Genomic DNA, 24,019 nt, shown 5'->3' on the forward strand with positions numbered 1-24,019 from the left:
CCACCGTCACTCCTGACAACAGCATGGATTGACCGGACTCGCCCTGAGCGATAACCCGTGACGGCCCTCGAATGGTCACCTAGCCTCGATCTTTCATCGGGCTCATGAGGTGGGTCGTTTGGGCGTCAGGGCGCCTACTCGGGTGTGATTCTGCCTTGTGGGTATGACAGATGGTCCCGTGTCGTCGGGTTGGGCGCCGGTTCCAGGTCCGGGTGGTCGCGCGGGGGTCGTTGAGTCAAGGGTGTGCTGGCGCTCAGCCGGGTGCGGGTCGGGCTCGCAGGGCTTGGACTGCTTGAGCGGCCAGCGCTGCCCAGGGCGCTCGGTTGGAGAGGCGGAGCCAGGTGCGCCGGCCGGTGCGGGCGATGACGGCGGGGATGGTGAACAGGCGTAGGCGCAGGCGTTTGGGTTCCCAGCGGCGGGCCTGGTGGTCGGTGAGGGCGAGCATGCCCATCCAGGCCAGGAGGTCATTGGCGAGGGCGACGATCGCGCACCAGATCTGATTCTGGGCGAAGGCCTTGAGGGGGAGGTTGCGCAGACCGGTGTCCTTGGCGATGCGGATGCGGTCTTCACATCTGGCGCGGCGGCGGTGGCGCAGCTCGAGGTCAGCGAGCTGACCGGCGGGCGTGTTCGTCACGAACGCGGTGATGCGCATCCCGTCAACGTCCTCGAAGCGCAGCTGGGCCCCGGGGTGGGGTCGTTCCTTGCGAACGATGACGCGCATGCCTGCCGGCCAGGCGGTCAGGTCCATCAGGTCGGTGAGCTCAGCGATCCAGGCGCCGTCACGGACCTCGTCGTGAGCGTCCAGGGCCGGGGCCCAGACGGTCTCGGGGATGCGGGCCAGCAGGTCGGGGGTGTTGCCAGGCAGCGTGAACCCGACCGAGTAGCCCAGGCGGTGGGTCGTGAGCCATTCGATGAGGGTTTTGGTTCCGCCTGCGCCGTCGGTGCGGACCAGGATCTTCTTACTGCCCCGCGTCCGCCCGCCATGACCAGGGAGCTGAGCCAGAGCATCTCGGAGAACCGCGATGTGATCGGCGGCGGTGTTCGACCCGGCATTGCCCGGCCGCAGCATGATCGCCAGCGGTTCCCCGGTCCCGGCGCCGCCGTGGTCGACGAACGCGCACAGGGGATGGAACCCGAACCCGCGCTTGAACGTCGGCGCCGCGTTCTCCTTCTCCGAATGCGCCGTGACCAGCGTCGCGTCGAGGTCGATGACCAGAGGGTCCACCGCGCTGGCGCCCGCGTCGGGGGCGCGCTCACCAGCCAGGCGCCAGGCCGCCGAACGGGCCGCAGCTCGGGCGGTGTTGATCGCCGCCAACGCTGCCGGGGCATCAGCGGCCAACGCCGCGATCGTGCGCGAAACCGTCGGATCCGAGGCGACCGCGCCATAGACACCGGGCTCGGCGCGCAGCACCGCGACGTCCGCCAACGCGTCCCCACCCAACGCCAGGGCGACCGCCAGGTCCACGATCACCTTGCCCGGGTCGTGGAACGCCGTCGGCTTACGCCACCGCGCCAAGCCCGTCGACAACGCCCGATCCAGACCCGTCGCCCGGACCGTCTCGGTCAACAGCACCCCACCAGCCTGACCAACCGCGGACGTCGCCGACGTGACGATGTTCAGACGGGGATACGCGACGGTAGTCTTCACCTTGAAGGTGCTCCTCGAACTAGTCAGAATCGGTCCTCAACAAACCGTATTCTTCCAGGTCAGGAGCACTTTCTTGCGTCATGACACCTACTGAGACCCACCCCGCCATGAAAGCCCGAGGCTAGTGTGGACGCCATGACCATCGCCGTCACTGCCGTCTCAGGCCAGCTAGGACGTTCCATCGTGGGAGCGATCGCACGCCTGGATCCCGCTCAGACGATCGTGGGTCTCGCTCGCACGCCGGAGCGCGCCGACGGGTTGGGTATCGACGTCCGCCCAGGCGACTACTCGGACATCGACCGACTGTCGAGATCGTTGCAGGGCGTGGAGACGCTGCTGCTCGTGTCAGGCAACGAGCAGCCCGAGAAGCGTGTCCGTCAGCACCGCAACGTTCTGGATGCCGCCCGGGCAGCCGGCGTGACCAAGGTCGTGTACACCAGCGTGCAAGGAGCGGAGGAGGGCACAGCGTTCTCTCCTGTCGTGCAGAGCAACCGCCAGACCGAGGCCGACGTCCGCGACAGCGGGATGGACTGGGCGATAGGACGCAACGGCATCTACATCGAGCCGGACGTGGAGAGCATCGACGCCTATGTGGCGGCGGGCGAGGTCGCGAACTGCGCTGGCAGCGCGAGGTGCGGTTACACGACCCGGTCGGAGCTGGCCGAGGCCTATGCCCAGATGCTGGTCCAGCCGGCGCACAACCAGCGCACGTACATGCTCCATGGCGAGCCCATCACTCAGGCGCAGCTGGTCGCCCATCTCAACAGCGCGTTCGGGACGCAGCTCGTCTACCGCTCGATGACCGTCGAGGAGTACCGCGAGGACCGCGTCGCAGCGCTCGGCGGGTTCATGGGGTCGGTGATCGCCGGGATCTACGAAGGCATCCGTACCGGAGCCCACGACCAACCGAGCGACTTCGCAGAGGCTGCCGGACGACCGCACCACGGATGGGACGACTACTTCTCTGCACGTCCTTCAGCAGTCTGAGGGCACCGACCGCCGTGCGCGGGGCGGGTTCTTCTGTCGCTGGGCTGGGTCGACGACGGTGTCCAGACCCGGCTGATAGCGTCGGTTCTCATGAGACGCCAGATCGCACTCGTCCCGACCGTCGTGCTGACGGCAGCGCTTCTCGCCTCGTGCGCCGACACCTCCGAACCTGAACAGACACCGGCCGCAGCCGAGTCGAGCAGCAGCGACAGCTCGACCGACGACACGTCGCAGGATGCAGACTCGCAGGAGTATCCCGACGTCGTCGACGCCGTCCTCACCGCCAGCGGCGACGATTTCACGATCGCAGTGACGATCTCGTCCCCGTATGACAGCGCAGACCGCTACGCGGACGGGTGGCGGGTGCTCAACGCCGACGGCGACCTCCTCGCGGAGCACGACCTCGGGCACGACCACGCCAGCGAGCAGCCGTTCACCCGGACCAGCAGCGCGTTCGCGATCCCCGACGACGTCGACGAGGTCACCGTCGAGGGGCGCGATCAAGACAACGGGTACGGCGGCGCGACGGTGACGGTCGAGGTTCCGCGCTAGCTGTTGCTCGCTGTTCTAGACGTTGAAGCGGAACTCGACCGCGTTCCGTAGCCGAGCACCAATTCGTAAGACGCGTGAGCAGGCGCCTGAGCAGCGTCCCTGTGGATAAGGCGGCACGAGAACCTTGCCACTGCCTGCGCGCGGCGCTGCTCACCGGGGTGGTTAGGCTGGCTGGATGGCGACAGTTCTTCTCGTGCGGCACGGCCGCACCACAGCAAATGCCACCGGGCTGCTGGCCGGGAGGGCCGTCGGCGTCGGTCTCGACCAGATCGGCCGCGACCAGGCTGCTCTCACCGGAGACCGGCTCGCGGCCGTTCCCCTGGTCGCGGTGGTGTCGAGCCCTCTCGAGCGTTGTCAGCAGACCGCTCAGCACATCCTCGAGCGCCAGACGGGCACACCGGTCGCTTCGGTCGATTCCGATCTCATCGAGTGCGACTACGGGCGGTGGCAGGGCCGCACGCTCTCCGAGCTCGCAACCGAGGATCTGTGGCCGCTGGTGCAGTCGCAACCATCTGCGGTCGTCTTTCCCGACGGGGAGTCCATGGCTGCGATGCAGGCTCGGTCGGTGGCAGCGATCCGCCGTCACGATGCAGCCGTCGAAGCCGAGCACGGGCCTGAGGCCGTGTGGGTTGCGGTCAGCCATGGCGACATCATCAAGTCGATACTCGCCGACGCGCTCGGTATGCACCTCGATCTGTTCCAGCGCATCGCCGTAAGTCCAGCATCCGTATCGATCGTGCGCTATGGCGCTGGCCGGCCGAGCGTCCATGCGACCAACACGGAGGCGGGTGACCTGTCGTGGCTGTCGAAGGGCATCCGCTCCGGCGATGCACCGGTGGGTGGTGGCGCAGGGCACAGGGCGCCGTCAACCACAGGCGCTTAGGCTACTGACATGCCTCCACACGTTCACGAGTTCGACTGGCCCGACCGGGCCGTCGTCGGCACCATCGGCTTTCCCGGGGCGCGCACGTTCTACCTGCAGGTGCGCTCGGGGACGCGGGTGGTGAGCATCGCCCTGGAGAAGCAGCAGTCGGCCCTGCTCGCAGAGAAGATCGACGAGATCCTCGACCAGCTCATCACCGTCGAGGGCAATCCTTTCAGCGTTCCTACTGGCACTCCCCCGGAGCTCGTCGACAACGATCAGCTCGATGCCGTCGAGGAGACCTTCCGCACCGGCGCCATGAGCCTCGGCTGGGACCCGACGACAGCCCAGGTCGTCCTCGAGGCCTACCCCATCACGGACGCCGATGAAGATGCCATCGTCGAGATGCCTGACGAGGACGACTCTGACGAGACCGAGATGCTTCTGGTGCGCATGCCGGTGGGCACCGCCCGTGCGTTCGCCAAGCGCACCCGGGAGATCGTGGGTGCCGGGCGCCCAGCATGCCCAGCCTGCGGCTACCCGATGGACCCCGACGGGCACATCTGCACCCCTCCCGAGGACTGATGCCGGCAACCGACCTGGTGACCACCGAGCTGACGATCACCGGCCGCATCAGGACGGCGTCCAACGCCACTTTTCTCGGCACCATCGGCGACGTGACCGTCGTCTACAAGCCGATAGCCGGAGAGAGTCCGCTGTGGGACTTTCCCGACGGCAACCTGGCGCACCGTGAAGTGGCCGCCTATTTGGTCTCGCAGACACTCGGCTGGGGCGTGGTACCGCACACCTGGCTGCGCGACGGTCCCCTCGGCGAAGGAATGGTCCAGCTCTGGCAGGAACCGGACGCTGACCAGAGCGCCGTCGACCTCATCGCGACAGAGCAGGTGCCGAGCACCGGCTGGAAGCACGTCCTCGAGGGACAAGACGAGAGCGGACGGCTGGTCACCCTCGTTCACGAAGACTCCCAGGCACTCCGGCATATGGCAGTGTTCGACGTGATCGTCAACAATGCCGACCGCAAGGGCGACCACATCCTCGCCATGCCGGACGGCCACCGGCACGGCGTGGACCACGGGCTGACCTTCCACCGTGACCACAAGCTGCGCACGGTCCTGTGGGGATGGCTCGGAGAGTCTCTGGCTGCTGACGAGCTCGACGGCATCGATCGCGTCAGCGAAGGGCTGCAGGGAGACCTGGGACGCGACCTCGCAGAGCTGCTCAGTGCCCGAGAGATCGCCGCGCTCACCGCTCGCTGCTCCGCGTTGCGCTCGGACGGGCAGCTTCCGGCTCCCTCCGGCGAGATGCCGGCGGTTCCCTGGCCGCTGTTCTGAGAGGTGTACCGGAATAGGAGCCGCCGGGGGCGCAAGATCTAGACGTTGAAGCGGAACTCCACCACGTTCCGTCACAGAACAACCTCTGGATCGACAGGTGACGTGTGGGTCGCGATCATCCTGTAGCGGGCAGCAGCGCAGAACCTCTTCGAGCTCAGACTCTCGGTTGCCAACCAGTGCATCTTGGAATCGAGACACTCGTGCAACCGAGGATCCCGTGGTCCACGAGCCATCCTGAGTAACCTAGAGCCTTGTTTCGAATGCGGTCCCGGCGCGGTGGACGACAGGTCTCCGGGGACCATCCGCACAGCTCACCCACGCCCGTCAGCTCTCCTGAGCCGAACCCGGACCATGCGTGGAAAACACTCGCACCGCGGCGTATACCGGCTCTTCCCAGATGAGGGTGTAGTGCCGGTCTGATTCGACGGGTGAGGCGTTGGGAAGTAGGGGTCGAGGCCTCCCTGAGGATGGGAGTTCCTACGCTCGCCATCTGGAAGACCTCGACATGCTTGACGCTGCCTTCATGCCCTCTGACCTGACGACGTTCTGCTGCCTGGACGAGCTGGGACTTGTCGCGACCGGGCAACGACTGGAGCCCGATTGAGCGGTCCTGGCCTGCCGGGTCGCGAACCTTGATCCGTGGTGCCAGGAATGTGGCTGCGTGGGAGTGGTGCGTGACACCGTGATCCGACAGCTGGCCCATGAGCCGTTCGGGTGGCGCCCCACGCCTTCTTCTGGTCCGGTTGCGCAGCTACCGATGCACCGGCTGCGGCCGACTCTGGCGTGAAGACCTCACTGCGGCGGCCGAGCACCGCGCCCGCCTCTCACGCCGGGCACTGCGGTGGGCGTTGGAGGCGCTGTTGTCGGCCACCTCACCCTCACGCGGATCGTGCAGGGACTCGGGGTCGCCTGGGACACCGCCGACGACGCCGTCCTGGCCGAAGGCAGACGTCGTCTCATCGATAACCCTGACCGTTTCGAGGGGGTCGCCGTCCTCGGGGTCGATGAGCACGTGTGGCGCCACACCCGCCGCGGGGACACGTACGTCACCGTCAACATCGACCTCACCCCGATCCGGGACGGGACGGGACCGGTCCCTCGCGGCTGCTGGACATGCTCCAGGGCCGCACCAAGGCCATGTTCAAGACCTGGCTCGCCGCTCGCCCCCCCCAGGACTGGCGCGATCGGGTAGAGGTCGTCGCGATGGACGGTTTCGCGGCTCATCGCAGACGAGGGTGTAGCGAGTCGGTGAGGCTGGTGGGCGCGTCGCTGGCTGGGTAGGGGTCGAGGCCTTCCGATGATGGGAGTTCTGACGCTGCCCATCGGGAAGACCTCGACGTGCCCGACGCTACCTTCGCTTGCCCTGACCTGACCACGTTCGCTCGCTTGGACGAGCTCGGCCTGCAAGTGGTCGGGCAGCGCCTCGAGCCCGATCGGACGGTCCTGGCCTGCCGGGTCGTGCAGGACGACGGGTGGTGTCGACGCTACGGCTGCGAGGGCAGTCCGAGAGACAGCGTGACTCGCCGGCTCGCCCACGAGCCGCTGGGCTGGCGTCCCACGACGTTGCTCGTCACGGTGCGTCGCTACCGGTGCACCGGGTGTGGGCACGTGTGGCGTCAGGACACCACCGCCGCGGCGGCGCCTCGCTCGAAGTTGTCGCGTCGCGGGCTGGCCTGGGCGTTGGAAGGGCTCGGCGTCCAGCACCTGACGATCGCCCGCATCGCGGAGAGCCTCGCGGTGTCCTGGCACACCGCCAACGACGCAGTGTTGGCCGAAGGCCGCCGGGTCCTGATCGATGACCCGGCCCGGTTCGACGGCGTCGCCGTGATCGGCGTGGACGAGCACGTCTGGCGGCACACCCGCCGCGGCGAGAAGTGCGTCACCGTGATCATCGACCTGACCCTGATCCGCGACGGCACCGGCCCCGCACGGCTGCTGGACATGGTCGAGGGCCGGTCCAAGGCAGCGTTCAAGTCCTGGCTCGCGGACCGCCCCGAGCCTTGGCGACAGAGCTTGGAGGTCGTCGCGATGGACGGGTTCACCGGGTTCAAGACCGCCACCACCGAAGAGCTGCCCGATGCCGTCGCGGTGATGGACCCCGTCCACGTCGTGCGCCTGGCCGGGGACGCCCTGGACAGGTGCCGGCGCCGCGTCCAGCAGGACCTGCACGGTCACCGGGGCCGCGCGAGAGACCCGCTCTACCGGGCCCGACGGACCCTGCACACCGGCACCGACCTGCTCACCGACAAGCAGCAATCGCGCCTCGAGGCGCTGTTCGCCCTCGACGAGCACGTCCAGGTCGAGGCCACCTGGAGCATCTACCAGCGCATGATCACTGCCTACCGAGAACCCGACCGGACCCGGGGGGGCGCGAACTGATGGAGCAGCTCATTACCGCGGTCAGCACGGGCGTCCCGAGAGCCTTGAGCGAAGTCATCACACTCGGGCGGACCCTGAAGAAGCGCGCCGCCGACGTTCTGGCCTACTTCGATCGCCCCGGAACATCGAACGGCCCAACCGAAGCGATCAACGGGCGCCTCGAACACCTACGCGGCTCCGCCCTGGGCTTTCGCAACCTCACCAACTACATAGCCCGCAGCCTCCTCGAGACCGGCGGCTTCAGACCACGACTACACCCTGGATTGCGATGAGCCTGCAAGGCTCATCGCAATCCAGAGTGTAGGAGCGGTCTGAAGCCGCCGGCTTCGAGCAGCGATCTGGCGATGTAGTTCGTCAGGTTCCGGAAGCCGAGGGCCGAGCCGCGCAGGTGCTCGAGACGGCCGTTGATGGCTTCGGTAGGTCCGTTGCTGGTGCCGGGGCGGTCGAAGTAGGCCAGGACGTCGATGGCTCGTTTCTTGAGTGTTCGACCGAGGGTGATGATCTCGGTCAGGGCGGCCGGAACGCCGGAGGTGACCGAGGTGATCAGGGTTTCCATCAGGGCTTTGCCGGCTCTTCAGAGTTGCGGTGGGAGGAGCGTGACGCGCCGGTGCGCCGCGGGTCCGTGGTGAGATAGGTCGAGGCCCTCAGGATCAGTAGTGACTAAGCCACTGCTCCACGAGGACCTCGATTATGACCAGGCCTACTGCGCTCTGCTGTGCCACGCCTGATTCGTACTGTTCGCGCATCGACACCCTCGTGGACCTGGATGGCGTCCATGTGATCGCCGTGGCCCGTTCGGGCGGCCAGGTGACGTTGACGATCGAGACACCTCGTGAGCGGCAAGGGTGTCGGCGGTGCGGGGTGGTGGCGCTCAGTCACGGGCGTCGAACCCGCTTGCTGCGGGACGTCCCGTGCTCGGGGTCGGCGGTGGTGCTGGCCTGGCGGCAGCGGACCTGGGCCTGCCCGGACGATGCCTGTCCGGCGGGGACGTTCACCGAGGAGCTCCCGTCGTTGGCGAGCCGGCGGGCAGTGCTCACGACGCGCGCGGTGTGGTGGGCGATCGGCCAGCTGCGCCGTGAGCACGCGACCATCGAGGGCCTGTCCCGCCAGCTCGGCGTCACCTGGAACACGCTCTGGCGGGTGGTCGAACCCCGACTGGCCGAGCTGGCGCGTGATGAGTCCCGCTTCGACGGCGTCACCACCCTCGGGGTCGATGAGCACGTGTGGCACCACACCCCGCACCGCGCTGCGTTGAAGGGCCCCACGATGCTGACGGGCATGGTGGATCTGACTCGTGACCAGGGCGGACGCACCCGAGCCCGACTCCTGGACCTCGTCCCCGGGCGCACCGGGAAGGTGTTCGGAGACTGGCTCACCGGCCGCGGTGAGGTGTTCTGCACCGAGGTGAAGATCGCCACCCTGGACCCGTTCCGCGGCTACGCCAACACCATCGACACCCACCTCGCCGAAGCCGTCCCGGCCCTTGATGCGTTCCACGTCGTCAAACTCGCAGGGCAGGCGCTGGACGACGTCCGCCGCCGAGTTCAGCAAACCACTCTGGGCCGCCGTGGTCATGCCAAGGACCCGCTCTACCGGATCCGCAACATCCTGCACCGCGGGCTCGAGCACCTCACCCCGCGCCAAGGCGAACGCCTCGACCAGTGCCTCGCCGACGGCGACCCCGACAACGAAGTACAGGTCGCCTGGCAGTGCTATCAGCAACTGCGGGCGGCCTACCAAGCCAAGGACACTGCCGAGGGCAAGGCGTCGGCGGAGAAGATCTTGGATGCGTTCTCCACCTGCCCGATCCCCGAGATCGCCCGCCTTGGAAGGACGCTGCGACGCTGGAAGAAGGAGTTCCTGGGCTACTTCACGACCAACCGTGCCAACAACGGCGGCACGGAGGCGATCAACGGAATCATCGAGCTGCACCGGCGCATCGCCCGCGGCTACCGCAACCGCGACCACTACCGACTACGCATGCTCCTGGTCGCTGGCGGACTGCTCCTCCCACCACAACTCTGAAGAGCCGCTTTGCCTCTGGCGCGGTCGGGTTCGCGGTAGGCGGTGACCATCGCCTGGTAGATGCCCCAGGTCGCCTCAACCTGAACATGCTCGTCACTGGCGAACAGTGCCGCGATCCGGGCAGTCTGCTTCTGGGTGAGGAGACTGGCGCCGGTGTGCAAGGTCCGGCGGGCGCGGTAGAGCGGGTCGTCTCGGCGGCCGCGGTGGCCGTGCAGGTCGTGCTGAACGCGGCGCCGGCAACGGTCCAAGGCGTCCCCGGCGAGACGGACGACGTGGAACGGATCCATCACCGCGACCGCCTGGGGGAGCTCTTCGGCGGCGGCGGTCTTGAAGCCGGTGAACCCATCCATCGCGACCACTTCGACCCCGTCGCGCCAGTCCTGGGGGCGGCCAGAGAGCCAGGTCTTGAAGACCTGCTTGGAGCGGCCGGCGACCATGTCCAGGAGCCGGGAGGGGCCGGTCCCGCCCCGGATCGGGGTGAGATCAATGATGACGGTCACGTATTTGTCGCCGTGGCGGGTGTGGCGCCAGACGTGCTCATCAACCCCGATCGTCGTCACCGTCTCAAAACGGCGGGGGTCGGCGATCAAGCGACGGCGGCCTTCTGCCAAGACGGCCGCGTTGGCGGTGTTCCAAGCGACCGCGAGGCCTTCGGCGATCCGGGCCACCGTGAGGTGCTGGAGGACCAGGCCTTCCAGCGCCCAGCGCAGGCCGCGGCGGGAGATCTTCGAACGCGGCTCGGCCGCGGCGTTGGTGTCTTGGCGCCACACATGAGAGCAGCCCGTGCACTGGTAGCGGCGCACCGTGAGCACGAGCGTGGTCGGCCGCCAACCCAGAGGTTCGTGCGCGAGCTCACGAGTGACACTGTCTCGAAAGATCCCCTCGCACCCGCACCGCCGGCACCAGTTGTCCGGCTCGGTGATCCGGCACGCCAAGACAGCCCGATCAGGCTCCAGGCGCTGCCCGATCGCCTCCAGGCCCAGCTCGTCAAGACGGCAGAATGTGGTCAGATCGGGGCGCGTGAAGGTAGCGTCAGACACGTCGAGGTCTTTCAGGTGGGCGGCGTAGGAACCTCCATCATCGGAAGACCTCGACCCTCATCCCGCAACGACGCGCCCACCCAGCTACACCCTTGTTTGCGATGAGCCCCTTTGACCGTGAACACGTAGTCGGCGCCGCCGGCCAGGATCGCCCTGGCGGTCTGGTCCTGGGTGCGCATCGCGTCGACGGTGATGACGCATCCTTCCAGGTCACGTGGGTCGAAACCGGCCAGGAGGTCGCGCACTGCGGGGATCTGGTTCGACTTCGCGGCGACCGCGTTCTGCCCCAGGACGACGCCGGTGGTGTGATCGAGCGCGGCGATCAGGTGTGGCGCGACGGCGGTGGTGGTCCTGACCCCGCGCATGGTCTTGGCGTCGATCGCGATCACCCCACGCCCGCCGATGTGCCGGGTCCGGCACCACGCCAGCACTACGAGCTGGCGATCTACCGCGACCGCGTCCAGCCGGGCGAACAGCTTGCGCATGGTCGACTCGACCGGAGCGCACTCGAGCCCGAGACGGGCCAGCTGCTCCACGCTCAGGTCCACGGCCCATTCCCCGATCGCGGTGAACGACCGGGCGCCGGCCAGGACCGCACAGACCTCGACCGCCAGGACCCCGACCAACGGGTAGCGCACCCCGCGCGGATCACGAGGATCAGGCACCCCGCCCAACACGCGCAGCAGGTCTTCGTCGCCACGACGCATGCGGGCAGGGACGACCTGGGAAGATGACACGAGCGGATGGGGTCCTTGCGCGAGACGGTGAGCGTGAGAACTTCCATCTCAGCCCAACCGGCCCCATCCGCCCACACGCCACGCCGCTCACACCATCACGTTCCCGCAGGTCACAGCCCCAGCACCAGACCTTTCCGGGGCCCTGACCCCTACCCGGACACCGACGCGCCGACCACTACACCCTCATCTGCGAAGAGCCAGTTTGCGGTCAGTCGATGACCTGGCTCCTGGTCATAGCGGTGAGATCGTGGAGACACGGGTGTGCGTAGGGTCGTAGTAGAAGAGCATCTGCCGCGGGTCGCGCATCGAACCGTAGATCTCGGTGAGGTTCGCGGACCGGCGCAGGCGCGACTTCTCGGCGCGCAGGATGCTCTGTAACGCCTCGAGCGTCGACGGTAGGTCGGTGTTGGTGACGTGGTACTCGTGCATGTCGACGTACGTCATGTCTTGAGCACCCATATTGAACTTCAGCTGCAGGTTCGCGCCCTCCTCGGCCCCTCGGCGAGAGAGCCGGTCGCGCAGGATCTCCATGCTCGGCGGTGCAACGAATACACCCACGACCTGTTCGGGAAAGGCTCGCTGGAGGTTCAGAAAGAGTTGGGGGGTGTAATCGAACACGAGGTCCCGGCCCTCTGCAACTGCGGCAAGCAGCGGCGCCAGCGGTGTCCCGCTGTAATAGCCCTCCTGAGGGTTGACCCACTGCGCGAGCTGACCGTCCTCGACAAGCCGACGAAATTCCTCGCGGGTGACGAAGTCGAAGAAGTCCTCGTCGTCCACACCCGACCTCGAGTCCGGAGCGCGGCGTGCGCGCGTCGTGACATTCTTCACGTAGCCGAGGTCCGGTTCGGCGTCCCGCCACATGCGGATCAGCGAGCTCTTGCCTGTCCCACCGGGACCAGAGAGCACCAAAAACACGGAGCTCGGTTTGCCGACGAGCGCGGTTTCCATATGTACAGCGACGTTTGATGGTGGCTCGATCATGGAGACCCTGCTTTCTACGACGGCGTGTGATGATAGATTTGCTGAGCTGTTTTGATCGTTTACCGGACAAGAACGCGTCCTTGTCGATGGGCCTGTCCGCGGTCGAGGAGATCTACGGACAGAATTATCCACCGCCGCAGTCTTCGTCCTGCTCCACCTAAAACGCGGCACCCGGTGAAATTCCTGGTGAGAACACCTCTCAGCACGCTTGATCAAATTATCGAAGCACCAGACAAGTCAAGACTCTCCCTCCGGGTCAAAAGTCTTGAACCATCCGTTCTCACGCTCGATAAACAAGCCCCCATTCCATTCAGGTCCTCCGTCCGGCCAAAACAAGGAGGCGGCGGGAATAAACGCCGTACCATCTTCTTCCAGGTAGATGGTATATTTGCTTGTGATTTCTACATCACCCATCAAATCAAGATTAACTTCATCAACATACTTTACAGTCTTTTCACAGTCGCCGTCGCTAAGAAAAGTCCGCTCAAAGGTCGGGTCGAAATACATACACGCGCCCTCGATGTCACGCTCGTGCAGCTCCGCGAAGATCGCAGCAAGAGCCGCCTCAGGCGTGGAGTTATCACGCTCTAGGCTCGGCGCGATGGTCGCAGCAGGAGCCGCTTCAGGCGTGGACTTGTCACGCTCCGAACTCGGCGCAACAGTCGCCGTCGTCCCGTCGACCTCTGCCTGGACGCCTTCGCACCCGCTCAACGCCATGGCAACCAAACTGGCAACAAGTACAGGAGACAAAGCCTTCATTATGTGCACAAGGCGGACAATATCACTCCTGTAACAGTGCGTGATCCATCGCACCAGGCACACCTGGGAGGTCGCGACGAGCACCGGCCGCAGTGCATCAGCATGCGAGAGAAGCCGCTCGCTGAGCGATGCCCCTACAGATGGATCGTCACGACGACCAGGCCCCCAGGTACCCCGGCGCAGTACTGAGAGGCGCCCGCGCGTGTGGGGTGGTCCTGGGAGACTGCCGGGATGGATGACGATGTGCTGAACCTCGATGTGGACACCGGTGATCTGCGGCGGGTGTTCGGGATGCTCACGGGTTATGTGCTGTTGCCTGACTCGAATCACGGGTACGTGGAGGAGTTCACCGAGCTCGATCTCGCCGGCCGTGTGCGTACGTTGGCTGCTGGTCGGGCGTTGTGGCATCTGATGGGCGTCGCGGGTGCCCGTGACGACGACCTCGAGGGCATCATTTCTGAGAGCCGGCAGGTGGCCGGTGAGGACTTCGCGATGCTCCCCGGTGCGTTGCGTCTGGCGCGCGAGCTCGATGAGGAGCTTGAGGCTACGGGCGGTGAGGCGATCAGCACTCGCCTGGTCGGTGAGGTCGCGGCTGATGGCACGCGCGCTTTGGGGGCGTTGGCGTACTTCTTGCGTGCGACGCGCGTTGTCCTGCACGCGACGGCTTCAGCGCGTGGTGCCGGCGTCGAAGAGCTGCTCGCCGCGACAGGTCAGCATCTCGCGGAGTCTTGAGCGGTCGACCACGCTCGAGGGAACGGTAGCCAGGCCGTGGTGCCGCGGAGGTCTGCACGGTGACAGCCACTCCCTGCAGTCGACGTCATGGGCGCTGCAGCAGGGCCCACCACAGGTGCGTGATGGTCGTAGCAAACAGTCGTTGGAGGGCCTGAAGAGCGAAGTATCTGATTAGGCTCGGTGTGCCGAGTTAAACCCTGAGGGTCTGTGGGGGCTAGAGTCGGGGTGTGACTTTTGCTGACATATGGGACGAGCACTGGCTTCCTCGAGCTCCCCTGGCGGGGAACGTCAAGGACGCCGAGGATCCAGGGATGCGCCGTCACTCACGCTCGGTCGCGTTGACGTTGCCGTATATCGAGGCGAACCCGTTGGTCATGCGCTCACTCGTCATCACTGATCATGACGGCAGCGACGCCGACCACATCGTGGGCCTCACTGGCCTGCCCGAGCCGTCCTACGTGGCGTTGAACCCGCGCACTCGAGCAGGGCACATCGTCTACGCCCTGCGCAGCCCCGTCTGCCTGACCGATGCCGCCCGCCGGCCCCCGGTCAACCTCCTGGCACGCATCGAGCACGGCCTCGTGGAGGTCCTGGGCGGGGACGTCGCCTACTCAGGGCGCATCACCAAGAACCCCCACCACGTCCAAGACCACCTCGCCCTATGGGGAAGCACCCAAGCCCTCTACGGCCTCAAAGACCTCGCCAGCGCACTAGCAGACCTCGGCGCACTGCCCAGCGCCGGGCACCCCCGCCGCAACACCTCATCCTCAGCCGTAGGACGCAACGTCGCCCTGTTCGACATGGTCCGGCGCTGGTCCTACCGCCGCCGCGGAGACCACACCCACCCCAACACCTGGGAACGAGCCGTCTTCGCCCACGCCTGGCAGACCAACGAAACCATCATCGCCAACGACTTCACCACCGGACCCCTCACCGCCCAAGAAGTCGCCCACGTCTCGCGCTCCATCGCCCGCTGGACCTGGCGCAAGATGCTGCGCACCTTCTCCGAAGAACAAGCCCTCCGAGGCCAACGCGGCGGACACGCAACAGCAGCTGCAGGCGGACGCGAACGAGCCATCGCCATGCTCAAAGGCCTCACGATCGACCGGGCCAGCGTCCTGGAGGTGGCTACCGGTGGCCGCTGAACACCCGATCCGGCGCACCCTGACCGCCCGCGAGACCGCCCAACGCATGGGCATCTCCCCGCGCACCGTGCGCAACATCATCGCCGAACCACGGCCCCAGTACGAAGCACGAGCAGCCCAACGACGCGAACTCATCATCACCCTGCGACGCACCGGACTCACCTACCAACAAATCGCCACCCAGGTCGGCATGACCAAAGGCGGAGTCGCCACCACCCTCCACCACGCCCGCAAAACCGGCATCAACACCGAACCACCACCAGCCCAAACCCCACCACCCGACAACGCCCCGCCCGAGGCACCCGCATAACCTTCAAGCACCAGCGCCGTGCACGCGGGCCAGCTCACAGTCCTCAACCGGGGCTCTCGACCACCGGCTCACCTGACAACCCACGCGACGACCTCCTGCACGACGCTCATGAGAGACCAAAGCGTCGTCTCGACCACCAACTCACCCGTGAACCCAGCCCGATCCAGAGCCTCCACCAAACCCGGTACGAGACAGTGGTCGCACAGCCATCAACGTCATGACACAGATTATTTAGGCGAGGCCTGAGCGCTGTGGGGAGATGCGCGCTGCGATCAGTGCGGCGACCACGAGTCCGGCCGTCAACGACCAGGTCGAGACGTTGTCAGCGTCGGCAGCCATGATGTTCCAGAATCGGGGTTGCGAGGACCAGTCGTACCCGTAGAACACTGTGAGTCCCATCGTTGCGCCGACGCCGAACCATCCGCCGCCTGCGCCGAATAGGACAGTTGCCAGGATGCCGAGTGCAATCCAGGCAATGACGCCTCTGGCTGGAGTGAGTACGTTGATTCCTACGGGAAGACCTGCGATGAGGCTGCCGATGATCGTGGTCGTGGCTGCCACCAGGGTCGCGTAGGTCGTGAGGCCTGCGAGCAGGCGTCGTCGTGCCGTGATCACCCGTCGGGTCGCTAGGAGCTCGACGTCGCGGTATCGCGGAAAGGAGGCGTTCACTGTCACGATTGCCAGGATTGCGGGGACAGCGCGCGCCAGGGGTGTCGAGGCAGAATGGTTGTACCCGCCCAGGCCGCTGGCTACTCCTGTGAACGGGACCATGACTGTTCCCAGGATGGTCAGGACTGCTAGAGCGGTTGCGGTGCGGTGGGCCTTGGTGAAGAGGCGCCAAGGCGATGTGTCAGGCATCGGCCACCGACGGTCGCAGTGTCGAGATGTACGCATCTTCCAGGCGGGAGACTCCTGCACTCTCCACCCCTTGCTCTTGAAGTGCCGAGGTAGGTCCGTCGTGGACGATCTGACCTTCATTGAGGATGATGATGCGCTCCGCGGTCGCCGAGACATCTTCGATCAGGTGGGTGCTCAGCAGGATGGATGTGCTGTCTAGGCTGGTCAGAGTGGCGCGGAACTCGATGCGCTGGGACGGATCGAGGCCGACCGTGGGTTCATCCAGGATGAGTATGTCTGGGTTGCCGACGATGGCCCCGGCGATGCCCGCGCGTTGGCGCATTCCTCCGGAGAGCCGGCCCATCCGATCGTCGGCACGATCTTCGAGATTGACCCTGCCGACGGCCTCACGTACGGCTGAGTCCCATGCCATGCGTGGGACACCGCGTAGCCATGCCTGGTAGGTCACATGTTCTGTGACGGAGAACCGTGGGTCTGACTTGAAGTCCTGTGGGAGGAAGCCGATGCGTTCGCGGGCTCTCAGGTTGTCTGCGCGGGATATCAGGGGGTGTCCGTCGAGGTGAAGGGTTCCACTTGATGGACGTTGTAGCGTCGTGGCGATGCGCATCAAGGTGCTCTTTCCTGCGCCGTTGGGCCCGACGAGCGCGGTGATGCCCGGAGTGAGTGTCAAGGTGACCTGGTCGAGTGCCGTACGGCGACCGTAGCGCGCAGTGACCGTTGTGAGTTCGAGCATGACTATTCCTCAGCGTTGAGTTCTTCGAGGCAAGGTGCGAGCAGTGTGTCGTTGGACTCGACGATCCAGGCGAGCTGCTCGTCGTCAGGGCGGGATCGAATATCTGCGACCGTCGCCTCGGCACTGTCGCTGCTACCAGGGTGGTGAACCGTGGATGGCATGTCCGCACCGAAGACGTAGGCACTCGACACGAGGTGCAGAGTCCAGGCAAGGTCTTGATCCTCGGGGCTCGACCAGAAGTAGTCGCAGCGTCCTATGGCGAAATCTTCGGACGCATATTGCGCCCACGAGGCGATAGGACCGACCGCCAGCCACAGTCCGTCGCCGTCTCCGAACGTTTCCACGAGGATCGATTGGGCATCTCGCTCGTCTACGAGACCGGGTTGACCGATGGTGACCGCGCCAGTGGAGTTCATGGCTGCCCGGAGGACGTCGAAACGTTCCGCCCACTCGGTGAAGTCCAGCAGATACCGGTCTGCCTCGCTAGGCCAGACACAGACCGTGGTGTCATGGGCTGTCGTCGCGCAAGCAGGGTCGGTCGGTGGGGTGCTCCTCGAGCGTCCGCTGAGTGCGTCATGGTCAAGACCTGCCCAGGAACCGCCGATGGCCAGCTGTGCAGACAAGAAAGGTGGTGTCATGACGAAGACCAATGTTACGAGGCACAACGAAGCAGGCAGCGCGCGGGAGACAACTCGTGTTCGGCGCCTCGTGTCGTGACGAGGCTGACTCTGTGCGAGGAGTGCAGCGACTGCCAGAACTGATGCCGACGCTGCCCATAGGAACATCACTGGAGTGCTCGCTTGAAACCAGGGCTGGTCGCTGGCGGGCAAAGTCGGCGAGTTCGTGGTGAGCGCGAACGTCACAAACAGCGCCAGGGCGGGGGCGAGCATGGGCGATGAAAAGAGCGTCCCCACGGTATACCCGCACAAGACCAGCGTGATGACCACCAGAAGGCCAATGATGGTGAACCCTGAGATCGGCACACCGGGCCCATGAGCCGTCCAGCTGACAACACTGACGGTGACCATCGACAAGAGCGGAGGCAACAGAGCCCAAGCGACAGTCGCGCCAAGGTGAGCTGCCGCGGCGGCAACGTACTGCCACCGCGTGATGTTGACGCTGTCCCAAGGGGCGTTCTCGGTGCGAAGCCTGGCGGTATCGGCGGCGCCTGCACCAAGAAGCGGTCCTACGTACAACAAAGGCGAGAAAGCCCAAAGTGCGGCCTCAGGCCAGTCTTGGATCCATCTACTGTGAGCAGGCAGGAGAACCGCGAGCCAGACCGCGGTGCCTACAAGACTCCACAGCCGCATGCGAGACTTTCGCAGCTCGATAGCAAAAATTGTGAGCATGTCTCTATCTGTCAGTTGTGGCATGGCAAGTGCTGGCCGCGGCGAGAGAGTCGCGGCCAGCACCTCAGGCTTGAACTACTTGATCGCGGTCTGTGCGTAGGACACGCTATATGTGCACTCGCCGCCCTGGAGGTACCCCACGTATCCACTGGTCTTGTAGGTGTAGCCCGTGGTTACCGCTGACTGGGACGAGCAGGTCCCCGTCGTTGCATAGTTCGCCGCGACTGTCACAGCAGAACAGTACGAGTTGAACGCGGTGTTCCAGTACTGGCCCTGGCAGCCGTTGACTGGCACACCTGAGGCGGTGGCGCTGGCCACCGAAGCCGTTGCAAGTCCGAGGCTGGCAACGATGCCCAGCGCCGCGAAGCAAGTCTTCAAACGATTCATTTGAGTCTATCCCCCCGATTCGACACGTTAGGGCTAAATGCCCCAACGCGTCGACAATATAGTAAGGGCGATATGGCGTCAATGAGGCGTTATGACCGGCGTGTCTACCCGTCTTCCTGTTGAAGGTGGAGTAGTACGAGAACTGCGGGGCCTTGCCCTCTGAGTGCCAGGGCTCCGGCAAGGCCACTGTCCATGCGGGGAGTGCGAAGTCTGCGACGGGTTGGTCGTGTCGGACGTAGTGGCGCAGTCCTGCGGTGGTATTCGTCCATCCGGGCAGGCGTAGCAGGCTGGTCGCGGTCGAGCGCAAGGTCGCCATGGCGTGGGGTGCGTTGCTGGTCTGGACGGTGGAGTGGTCTTCCTCGTAGACGACGTCGCGGACCCAGTGCAGGCGGTTCTCGATGCGCCAGCGGCCCTGCACCCAGGTCGCGATCTGATCGGATGATGCTTCGGTGGAAGTGATCGAGGGGATGACGTAGACGACTTCGACGGTCGTGTGTGTCTCGTACCGGGTTTAGTGGGGGCTCGGGACTGGCGCTTCGGCAGTAGTCGAGGAGTTGCGCGTTCGGGTGTTTGAATCGCCCTGGGGCTGATGGAGAGTCGCGCTATTGGATTCCGACGACCTGGTGGCGGTCGGTTCGATCAGCATAGAAGGCCTGCTCGTACTCGGCGGGTGGGACGTCGCCGAGGTAGCCGTGCAGGCGCTGGGTGTTGTGCCAGTGGACCCACCCGAGGGTGGCGAGCTCGACGTCCTCGACTGTCTTCCAGGGCCGTTGGCGAGCGGGTCCACGGATGAGTTCGGCCTTGTAGTAGCCGTTCACGGTCTCGGCCAGCGCGTTGTCATAGCTGTCGCCCACGGTTCCGATCGACGGGGTCGCTCCGATCTCGGCGAGACGTTCCCCGTATCGGATCGAGGTGAATTGACTGCCGGCATCGCTGTGACATCGCAGGCCGGGCAGGTTCGCCCCGCGTGACCAGCGGGCCATCTCGATCGCATCCAAGACGGTCTCGGTCCGCATCGTCGGGGCCGCTCGCCAGCCCACGATCATCCGGGAGTAGGCATCGATGATGAAGCAGACGTAGGCGACCCCGGCCCAGGTCGGTACGTAGGTCAGGTCCGTCACCCACAGCTGGTTCGGAGCGCTGGCAGTGAAGTCACGGCCCACGAGATCGGGGTGTCGGGCCGCGCGCGGGTCAGGCCGGGTGGTCCGCACCCGTTTGGTCCGGCGCACGCCCTCGATCCCCGCGGCCCGCATCAGGCGGGCGATCTGGTCCCGGCCGACGTCGATCCCGGCCCGACCCGCTGCTTTCCAGAGCTTGCGTGCCCCGTAGACCTGGTAGTTCGCCTCCCACAGCGCCACCAACGCAGGCCCGTTGACAGCATCACGGACCTGGCGAACCGAGGGCGGCCGGCTCCTTCTGGCGTAGTAGGTGCTGGGGGCCACCTGCAACACCGTGCAGATGAGCTCGACTCCCAAACGACTGTCTTCCACGAGGTCCTCGCGGTTGGCGTCGATGAACGCGGCTACTTGTTCTGGCGGTCGAGCTCCGCCCCGAAGAAATGGGCTGCTCGCCGCAGGATCTCATTCGCGCGCTTGAGCTCCCGGTTCTCCTGCTCCAAGGCCTTCACCCGAGCAGCCTCGTCGGTCGTCACACCCGGGGTGACGCCTTCGTCGATGTCGGCCTGCTTGACCCAGACCCGGAGCGACTCGACTCCATAGCCCAGCTGTGTCGCGACTCGATGGACCGTGCCGTGCTCGGTCCCCAGCTCTGCTCGCAGCGAGCGGACCATTCGGACCGCGGCAGACTTCTCCTGATCGGAGTACCGCCTCATGGTCGGCTTCCCCGCACTCTGTTCCTTCGGCATGAGTCCATCCTCGTTCCCAAGCTCAGGCGACTCCACCGAACCCAGGGCGATTCACCCACCTACCACGCCACAGTCACTAACTGAACGGCATTGCGCCTAGCCTCGATCTTTCATCGAGCAGTTGAGTTCGGGCGCTTGGGCGTCGGCGCGCCTGTGTGGCCGTGATTTTGCCGTGTGGGTATGACAAATGGCCCCCTATCGTCGGGGTGGGCGCCGGTTCCATGGTCGAGTGGTCGTTCGGGAGTCGTTGAGGCAGGGACCTTGCTGGTGATCAGGAGGGCGCGGCCCGAACTCTGAGAGCGGAGACTGCTCGTGCTGCCAGGGCCGCCCAGGGCGCTCGGTCGGCCAGGCGCAGCCAGGTTCGCCGGCCGGTTCGCGCCAGAACCGCGGGGATCGTGAACAGACGCAGCCGCAGTCTCTTGGGGTCCCAGCGGCGGGCCTCGTGGCCAGCGAGGGAGAGCATTCCCATCCAAGCCAGCAGGTCGCCGGCCAGTGCGACGATGGCGCACCAGATCTGGTTCTGGGCGAAGGCTTTGAGTGGCCGGTTCCGCAGTCCGGCTGGGGGGAACCTCTCGCTTGAAGCGAAGCGCGCGGGGGAGCTTTGGCGATCCGGATGCGGTCTTCGCATCTGGCGCGGCGGCGGTGGCGTAGCTCGAGGTCAGGGAGCTGGCCGGTGCGCGTGTTCGTCACGAACGCGGTGATGGGCATGGCGTCGACGTCGTCGAAACGCAGCTGCGCGCCGGGGTGGGGCAGTTCTTTGCGGACGATGACGCGCATGCCCTTGGGCCAGCCGGTCAGGTCCATCAGGGCTGTGAGCTCAGCGACCCCGGCGCCGTCACGGATCTCGTCGTGGGCGTCCAACGCCGGGGCCCAGACTTTCGGCGGGATGAGGGCGAGCAGGTCGGGGGTGTTCTCGGGCAGGGTGAAGCCGATCGAGTAGGCCAGGCGCCCGGCGGTGAGGTGCTCGATGAGGGCTTTGGTGCCTCCGGCGCCGTCGGTGCGGACCAGGATCTTCTTCGTTCCTCGCCGGCGCCCACTGTGCCCGGGGAGCTGGGCGAGGGCGTCCTGGGCCTCTGCGATGTGATCGGCAGCAGTGTTCGACCCTGCGTTGCCCGGGCGCAGCCCGATCGCCAGCGGTTCCCCAGTACCCTCGCCACCGTGGTCAAGGAAGGAGCAGAGCGGGTGGAACCCGAAGCCGCGCTTGAACGTCGGCGCCGCCGACTCCTTCTCCGAGTGTGCCGTGACCAGCGTCGCGTCCAGGTCGACAACCAGCGGGGACTTCACATCGCGGGCGTGATCAGGGGCGTGCCCCCGGCCAGGCGCCACGCCGCCGAGCGTGCCCTCGCTCGGGCGGTGTTGATCGCCCGCAGCGCCGCCAGGGCATCCGCAGCCAACGCCGCGATCACCCGGGAGACCGTCGGATCCGAGTCCACCGGCCCGTAGAGACCAGGCTCGGCGCGCAGCACCGCGATGTCCGCGAGAGCGTCCCCGCCCAGCGCCAACGCGACCGCCAGATCCAGGATCACCTTGCCCGGGTCGTGCACCGCGGTCGGCTTCCGCCACGCCAACAACGCCTCTCCCAGCGCCCGGTCCAAGCCGCTCGCGCGGATCGTCTCGGTGAGCAGCACACCGCCAGCCTGACTGACCGCAGCAGTCGTTGACGTGGCGATGTCCAGACGGGGATAGACGACGGTACTCTTCACCTTGAAGGTGCTCATCGAACTGGACCAATGTGTATCCAGACAATCCACATTCTCCCAGTTCAGGGGCACTTTCTTGCGTCACGACACGGGTATCAGACCGCCCCGCCATGAAAGCCCGAGGTTAGCGGGCACAAGAGTGAACCCGTCCCCGTCCCCCTTGGCGACGTTGGCGAGCGCTCCGCCGAGCGGGTCGAGCACAATATTAGGGACGATGACCTCCTCACCGGACTCGGAAAGCGTCAGAGTCACCGGCGTGTGCGCGTCGGCACCGGGGTGAGCAGCTCCAGCGAGAACCCTCAAAGCGGCGCGCGCGAACTCGACATCCCTTGCCTCGGGGAGAACTGACAGCATCGCAGTCCTGGCCTACTCCAAACGAAACAAGTGCAGTAATCGCAATAAATGAATCGGAACTTTGACTGTCAAACCTGGAGAGTCGATGAATCTTTTGCGGACTGCGTGCGGACCGGCGGGGTCTAAAGCGCCACTGACCCGCGGCGATGCCCTCAACTCAGACGTTAAACCGGAACTCCACCACGTCGCCGTCGTGCATGACGTAGTCCTTGCCCTCGATGCGGGCCTTGCCCGCGGAGCGGGCAGCAGCGATGGAACCAGTCTCGACGAGGTCGTCGAACGAGATGACCTCAGCCTTGATGAAGCCGCGCTCGAAGTCGGTGTGGATGACACCGGCAGCCTGAGGAGCCGTCCAGCCCGTGTGGATGGTCCAGGCGCGCGACTCCTTCGGCCCTGCCGTGAGGTAGGTCTGCAGACCGAGGGTCTCGAAACCGACGCGGGCGAGCTTGTCGAGGCCCGGCTCGTCGACGCCGGAGTCAGCGAGCATCTCGGCGGCCTCGTCGGGCTCGAGCTCGACGAGCTCGGACTCGAACTTCGCGTCGAGGAAGATCGCGTGCGCGGGGGCGACGAGCTCGCACAGCTCGGCCTGGAACGCCTCGTCGGCCAAGCCCGCGTCGTCGGTGTTGAACACGTAGATGAACGGCTTCGCCGTCATGAGCTGGAGCGACGCCAGCTGGTCGAGGTCGAGCTTCGCCTTCGCTGCGCCGGCGAAGAGCGTGGTCCCCTCCTCGAGGAGCTTCTGGGCCTCGAGCGCCGTCGCCAGCAGGGCTGCGTCGCCCTTCTTGATCCGGACCTCCTTCTCCAGGCGCGGGACGGTCTTCTCGAGCGTCTGGAGGTCAGCGAGGATGAGCTCGGTGTTGATCGTCTCGATGTCGTCCTTCGGCGAGACCTTGCCATCGACATGGACGACGTCCGGGTCGGCGAACGCCCTCGTCACCTGGCAGATCGCGTCAGCCTCACGGATGTTCGCGAGGAACTTGTTCCCCAGCCCCTCCCCCTCGCTCGCGCCGCGCACGATGCCGGCGATGTCGACGAACGACACGCTCGCCGGCAGGATCCGCTCGGAGCCGAAGATCTCAGCGAGCTTCGCGAGCCGCGGATCAGGCAGCGGCACGATCCCGATGTTCGGCTCGATCGTCGCGAACGGGTAGTTCGCAGCGAGAACCGAGGCGCGGGTGAGCGCGTTGAACAGGGTTGACTTGCCGACGTTGGGTAGACCGGCGATACCGATAGTGAGAGCCACGAGAGAAGAGTCTACGTGGGAC

Annotated in this window: 20 protein-coding genes and 5 pseudogenes; 11 read left to right on the forward strand and 14 right to left on the reverse strand. The window is 65.8% G+C overall.

What is annotated here, in order from left to right; genetic code table 11:
* Positions 1–253: 253 nt before the first annotated feature.
* Positions 254–1,648 carry an IS1380 family transposase gene (locus tag ATL42_RS08220; protein WP_098453764.1) on the reverse strand — a complete coding sequence of 465 codons (1,395 nt, stop codon included), beginning with the start codon at positions 1,646–1,648 and terminating at the stop codon, positions 254–256.
* A 135-nt stretch (positions 1,649–1,783) separates the two neighbouring features.
* On the opposite strand from ATL42_RS08220, the gene ATL42_RS08225 reads away from it, so the two are divergent.
* The 7 genes and pseudogenes from ATL42_RS08225 to ATL42_RS08255 all read left to right on the forward strand — a co-directional run bounded on the left by ATL42_RS08225 (position 1,784) and on the right by ATL42_RS08255 (position 8,052).
* Entirely contained in the window at positions 1,784–2,635 is an 852-nt protein-coding gene (locus tag ATL42_RS08225) for an NAD(P)H-binding protein (protein WP_098454930.1), read from the forward strand.
* Positions 2,636–2,725: 90 nt separating this feature from the next.
* On the forward strand, positions 2,726–3,187 hold the full coding sequence (locus ATL42_RS08230; protein WP_098454931.1) for a hypothetical protein: 462 nt from the start codon (positions 2,726–2,728) through the stop codon (positions 3,185–3,187).
* Positions 3,188–3,362: 175 nt separating this feature from the next.
* Complete coding sequence (locus ATL42_RS08235; protein WP_098454932.1) at positions 3,363–4,070, forward strand: histidine phosphatase family protein; 708 nt, start codon at positions 3,363–3,365, stop codon at positions 4,068–4,070.
* A gap of 9 nt (positions 4,071–4,079) precedes the next feature.
* Positions 4,080–4,634 (forward strand): DUF3090 domain-containing protein, encoded by a 555-nt coding sequence (locus ATL42_RS08240; protein ID WP_098454933.1) that lies wholly within the window; start codon positions 4,080–4,082, stop codon positions 4,632–4,634.
* A complete protein-coding gene (locus ATL42_RS08245) occupies positions 4,634–5,401 on the forward strand; it encodes an SCO1664 family protein (protein ID WP_098454934.1) in 768 nt (255 codons plus the stop codon). The genes ATL42_RS08240 and ATL42_RS08245 overlap by 1 nt, the downstream gene beginning before the upstream one ends.
* 505 nt (positions 5,402–5,906) lie before the next feature.
* Positions 5,907–6,646, forward strand: a pseudogene (locus ATL42_RS08250) (transposase); the annotation flags it as partial.
* 93 nt (positions 6,647–6,739) lie between these two features.
* A pseudogene (locus ATL42_RS08255) lies at positions 6,740–8,052 on the forward strand (ISL3 family transposase).
* Positions 8,053–8,063: 11 nt separating this feature from the next.
* Here ATL42_RS08255 and ATL42_RS08265 read toward each other — a convergent pair.
* Positions 8,064–8,327, reverse strand: a pseudogene (locus ATL42_RS08265) (transposase); the annotation flags it as partial.
* Positions 8,328–8,470: 143 nt separating this feature from the next.
* Between ATL42_RS08265 and ATL42_RS08270 the strand changes: the two are divergent.
* On the forward strand, positions 8,471–9,805 hold the full coding sequence (locus ATL42_RS08270) for an ISL3 family transposase (RefSeq protein WP_245862315.1): 1,335 nt from the start codon (positions 8,471–8,473) through the stop codon (positions 9,803–9,805).
* Here the strand turns inward: ATL42_RS08270 and ATL42_RS08275 are convergent.
* From ATL42_RS08275 to ATL42_RS08290, 4 genes and pseudogenes are all read right to left on the reverse strand, one after another.
* Positions 9,805–10,845: pseudogene (locus tag ATL42_RS08275) on the reverse strand (ISL3 family transposase); the annotation flags it as partial. The gene ATL42_RS08270 and the pseudogene ATL42_RS08275 sit on opposite strands and share 1 nt — an antisense overlap.
* An 11-nt stretch (positions 10,846–10,856) precedes the next feature.
* On the reverse strand, positions 10,857–11,582 hold the full coding sequence (locus tag ATL42_RS08280; protein ID WP_143556717.1) for an ISAs1 family transposase: 726 nt from the start codon (positions 11,580–11,582) through the stop codon (positions 10,857–10,859).
* Between the two features lie 231 nt (positions 11,583–11,813).
* Positions 11,814–12,530: a guanylate kinase gene (locus ATL42_RS08285; RefSeq protein ID WP_098454938.1), complete on the reverse strand. Its 717-nt coding sequence runs from the start codon at positions 12,528–12,530 to the stop codon at positions 11,814–11,816.
* Positions 12,531–12,800: 270 nt separating this feature from the next.
* Positions 12,801–13,376: a hypothetical protein gene (locus ATL42_RS08290; protein ID WP_143556718.1), complete on the reverse strand. Its 576-nt coding sequence runs from the start codon at positions 13,374–13,376 to the stop codon at positions 12,801–12,803.
* A 177-nt stretch (positions 13,377–13,553) separates the two neighbouring features.
* Between ATL42_RS08290 and ATL42_RS08295 the strand changes: the two genes are divergently transcribed.
* From ATL42_RS08295 to ATL42_RS08305, 3 genes are all read left to right on the forward strand, one after another.
* Positions 13,554–14,054: a hypothetical protein gene (locus tag ATL42_RS08295; RefSeq protein ID WP_143556719.1), complete on the forward strand. Its 501-nt coding sequence runs from the start codon at positions 13,554–13,556 to the stop codon at positions 14,052–14,054.
* Positions 14,055–14,365: 311 nt separating this feature from the next.
* Positions 14,366–15,199 carry a replication initiation protein gene (locus ATL42_RS08300; protein ID WP_098454941.1) on the forward strand — a complete coding sequence of 278 codons (834 nt, stop codon included), beginning with the start codon at positions 14,366–14,368 and terminating at the stop codon, positions 15,197–15,199.
* Positions 15,189–15,509 (forward strand): sigma factor-like helix-turn-helix DNA-binding protein, encoded by a 321-nt coding sequence (locus ATL42_RS08305; protein WP_098454942.1) that lies wholly within the window; start codon positions 15,189–15,191, stop codon positions 15,507–15,509. The genes ATL42_RS08300 and ATL42_RS08305 overlap by 11 nt, the downstream gene beginning before the upstream one ends.
* Positions 15,510–15,740: 231 nt before the next feature.
* On the opposite strand, the gene ATL42_RS08310 is transcribed toward ATL42_RS08305, so the two are convergent.
* The 8 genes and pseudogenes from ATL42_RS08310 to ychF all read right to left on the reverse strand — a co-directional run bounded on the left by ATL42_RS08310 (position 15,741) and on the right by ychF (position 23,997).
* Complete coding sequence (locus ATL42_RS08310) at positions 15,741–16,184, reverse strand: hypothetical protein (RefSeq protein ID WP_143556720.1); 444 nt, start codon at positions 16,182–16,184, stop codon at positions 15,741–15,743.
* A gap of 175 nt (positions 16,185–16,359) precedes the next feature.
* Positions 16,360–17,100, reverse strand: coding sequence for an ATP-binding cassette domain-containing protein (locus tag ATL42_RS08315; RefSeq protein WP_098454944.1), 741 nt, complete (start codon positions 17,098–17,100; stop codon positions 16,360–16,362).
* 2 nt (positions 17,101–17,102) lie between these two features.
* Positions 17,103–18,473 (reverse strand): hypothetical protein, encoded by a 1,371-nt coding sequence (locus tag ATL42_RS08320; RefSeq protein ID WP_143556721.1) that lies wholly within the window; start codon positions 18,471–18,473, stop codon positions 17,103–17,105.
* A gap of 82 nt (positions 18,474–18,555) precedes the next feature.
* On the reverse strand, positions 18,556–19,305 hold the full coding sequence (locus ATL42_RS16960; protein WP_143556798.1) for a transposase: 750 nt from the start codon (positions 19,303–19,305) through the stop codon (positions 18,556–18,558).
* Between the two features lie 133 nt (positions 19,306–19,438).
* A protein-coding gene (locus ATL42_RS08325; RefSeq protein WP_098454946.1) for an IS3 family transposase occupies positions 19,439–20,700 on the reverse strand; the annotation gives its coding sequence in 2 pieces (ribosomal slippage) (positions 19,439–20,397 and positions 20,397–20,700; 1,263 coding nt in all).
* Between the two features lie 271 nt (positions 20,701–20,971).
* Positions 20,972–22,418, reverse strand: a pseudogene (locus ATL42_RS08330) (IS1380 family transposase).
* A gap of 63 nt (positions 22,419–22,481) precedes the next feature.
* Complete coding sequence (locus tag ATL42_RS08335) at positions 22,482–22,754, reverse strand: hypothetical protein (protein WP_098454947.1); 273 nt, start codon at positions 22,752–22,754, stop codon at positions 22,482–22,484.
* Positions 22,755–22,911: 157 nt separating this feature from the next.
* Complete coding sequence (gene ychF, locus ATL42_RS08340; protein WP_098454948.1) at positions 22,912–23,997, reverse strand: redox-regulated ATPase YchF; 1,086 nt, start codon at positions 23,995–23,997, stop codon at positions 22,912–22,914.
* Between the last annotated feature and the right edge of the window lie 22 nt (positions 23,998–24,019).

Origin of the sequence: Sanguibacter antarcticus, from assembly GCF_002564005.1 — a bacterium.
Lineage (GTDB): Bacteria > Actinomycetota > Actinomycetes > Actinomycetales > Cellulomonadaceae > Sanguibacter > Sanguibacter antarcticus.

Bases quoted from the DNA above. Each gene is read 5' to 3' on its own strand.
- ATL42_RS08230 (WP_098454931.1), top strand. From the start codon at position 2,726: ATGAGACGCCAGATCGCACTCGTCCCGACCGTCGTGCTGACGGCAGCG.
- ATL42_RS08295 (WP_143556719.1), top strand. From the start codon at position 13,554: ATGGATGACGATGTGCTGAACCTCGATGTGGACACCGGTGATCTGCGG.
- ATL42_RS08240 (WP_098454933.1), top strand. From the start codon at position 4,080: ATGCCTCCACACGTTCACGAGTTCGACTGGCCCGACCGGGCCGTCGTC.
- ATL42_RS08335 (WP_098454947.1), bottom strand. From the start codon at position 22,754: ATGCTGTCAGTTCTCCCCGAGGCAAGGGATGTCGAGTTCGCGCGCGCC.
- ATL42_RS08270 (WP_245862315.1), top strand. From the start codon at position 8,471: ATGACCAGGCCTACTGCGCTCTGCTGTGCCACGCCTGATTCGTACTGT.
- ATL42_RS08300 (WP_098454941.1), top strand. From the start codon at position 14,366: ATGCGCCGTCACTCACGCTCGGTCGCGTTGACGTTGCCGTATATCGAG.
- ATL42_RS08315 (WP_098454944.1), bottom strand. From the start codon at position 17,100: ATGCTCGAACTCACAACGGTCACTGCGCGCTACGGTCGCCGTACGGCA.
- ATL42_RS08320 (WP_143556721.1), bottom strand. From the start codon at position 18,473: ATGCCACAACTGACAGATAGAGACATGCTCACAATTTTTGCTATCGAG.
- ATL42_RS08235 (WP_098454932.1), top strand. From the start codon at position 3,363: ATGGCGACAGTTCTTCTCGTGCGGCACGGCCGCACCACAGCAAATGCC.
- ATL42_RS08285 (WP_098454938.1), bottom strand. From the start codon at position 12,530: ATGGAAACCGCGCTCGTCGGCAAACCGAGCTCCGTGTTTTTGGTGCTC.
- ATL42_RS08245 (WP_098454934.1), top strand. From the start codon at position 4,634: ATGCCGGCAACCGACCTGGTGACCACCGAGCTGACGATCACCGGCCGC.
- ATL42_RS08225 (WP_098454930.1), top strand. From the start codon at position 1,784: ATGACCATCGCCGTCACTGCCGTCTCAGGCCAGCTAGGACGTTCCATC.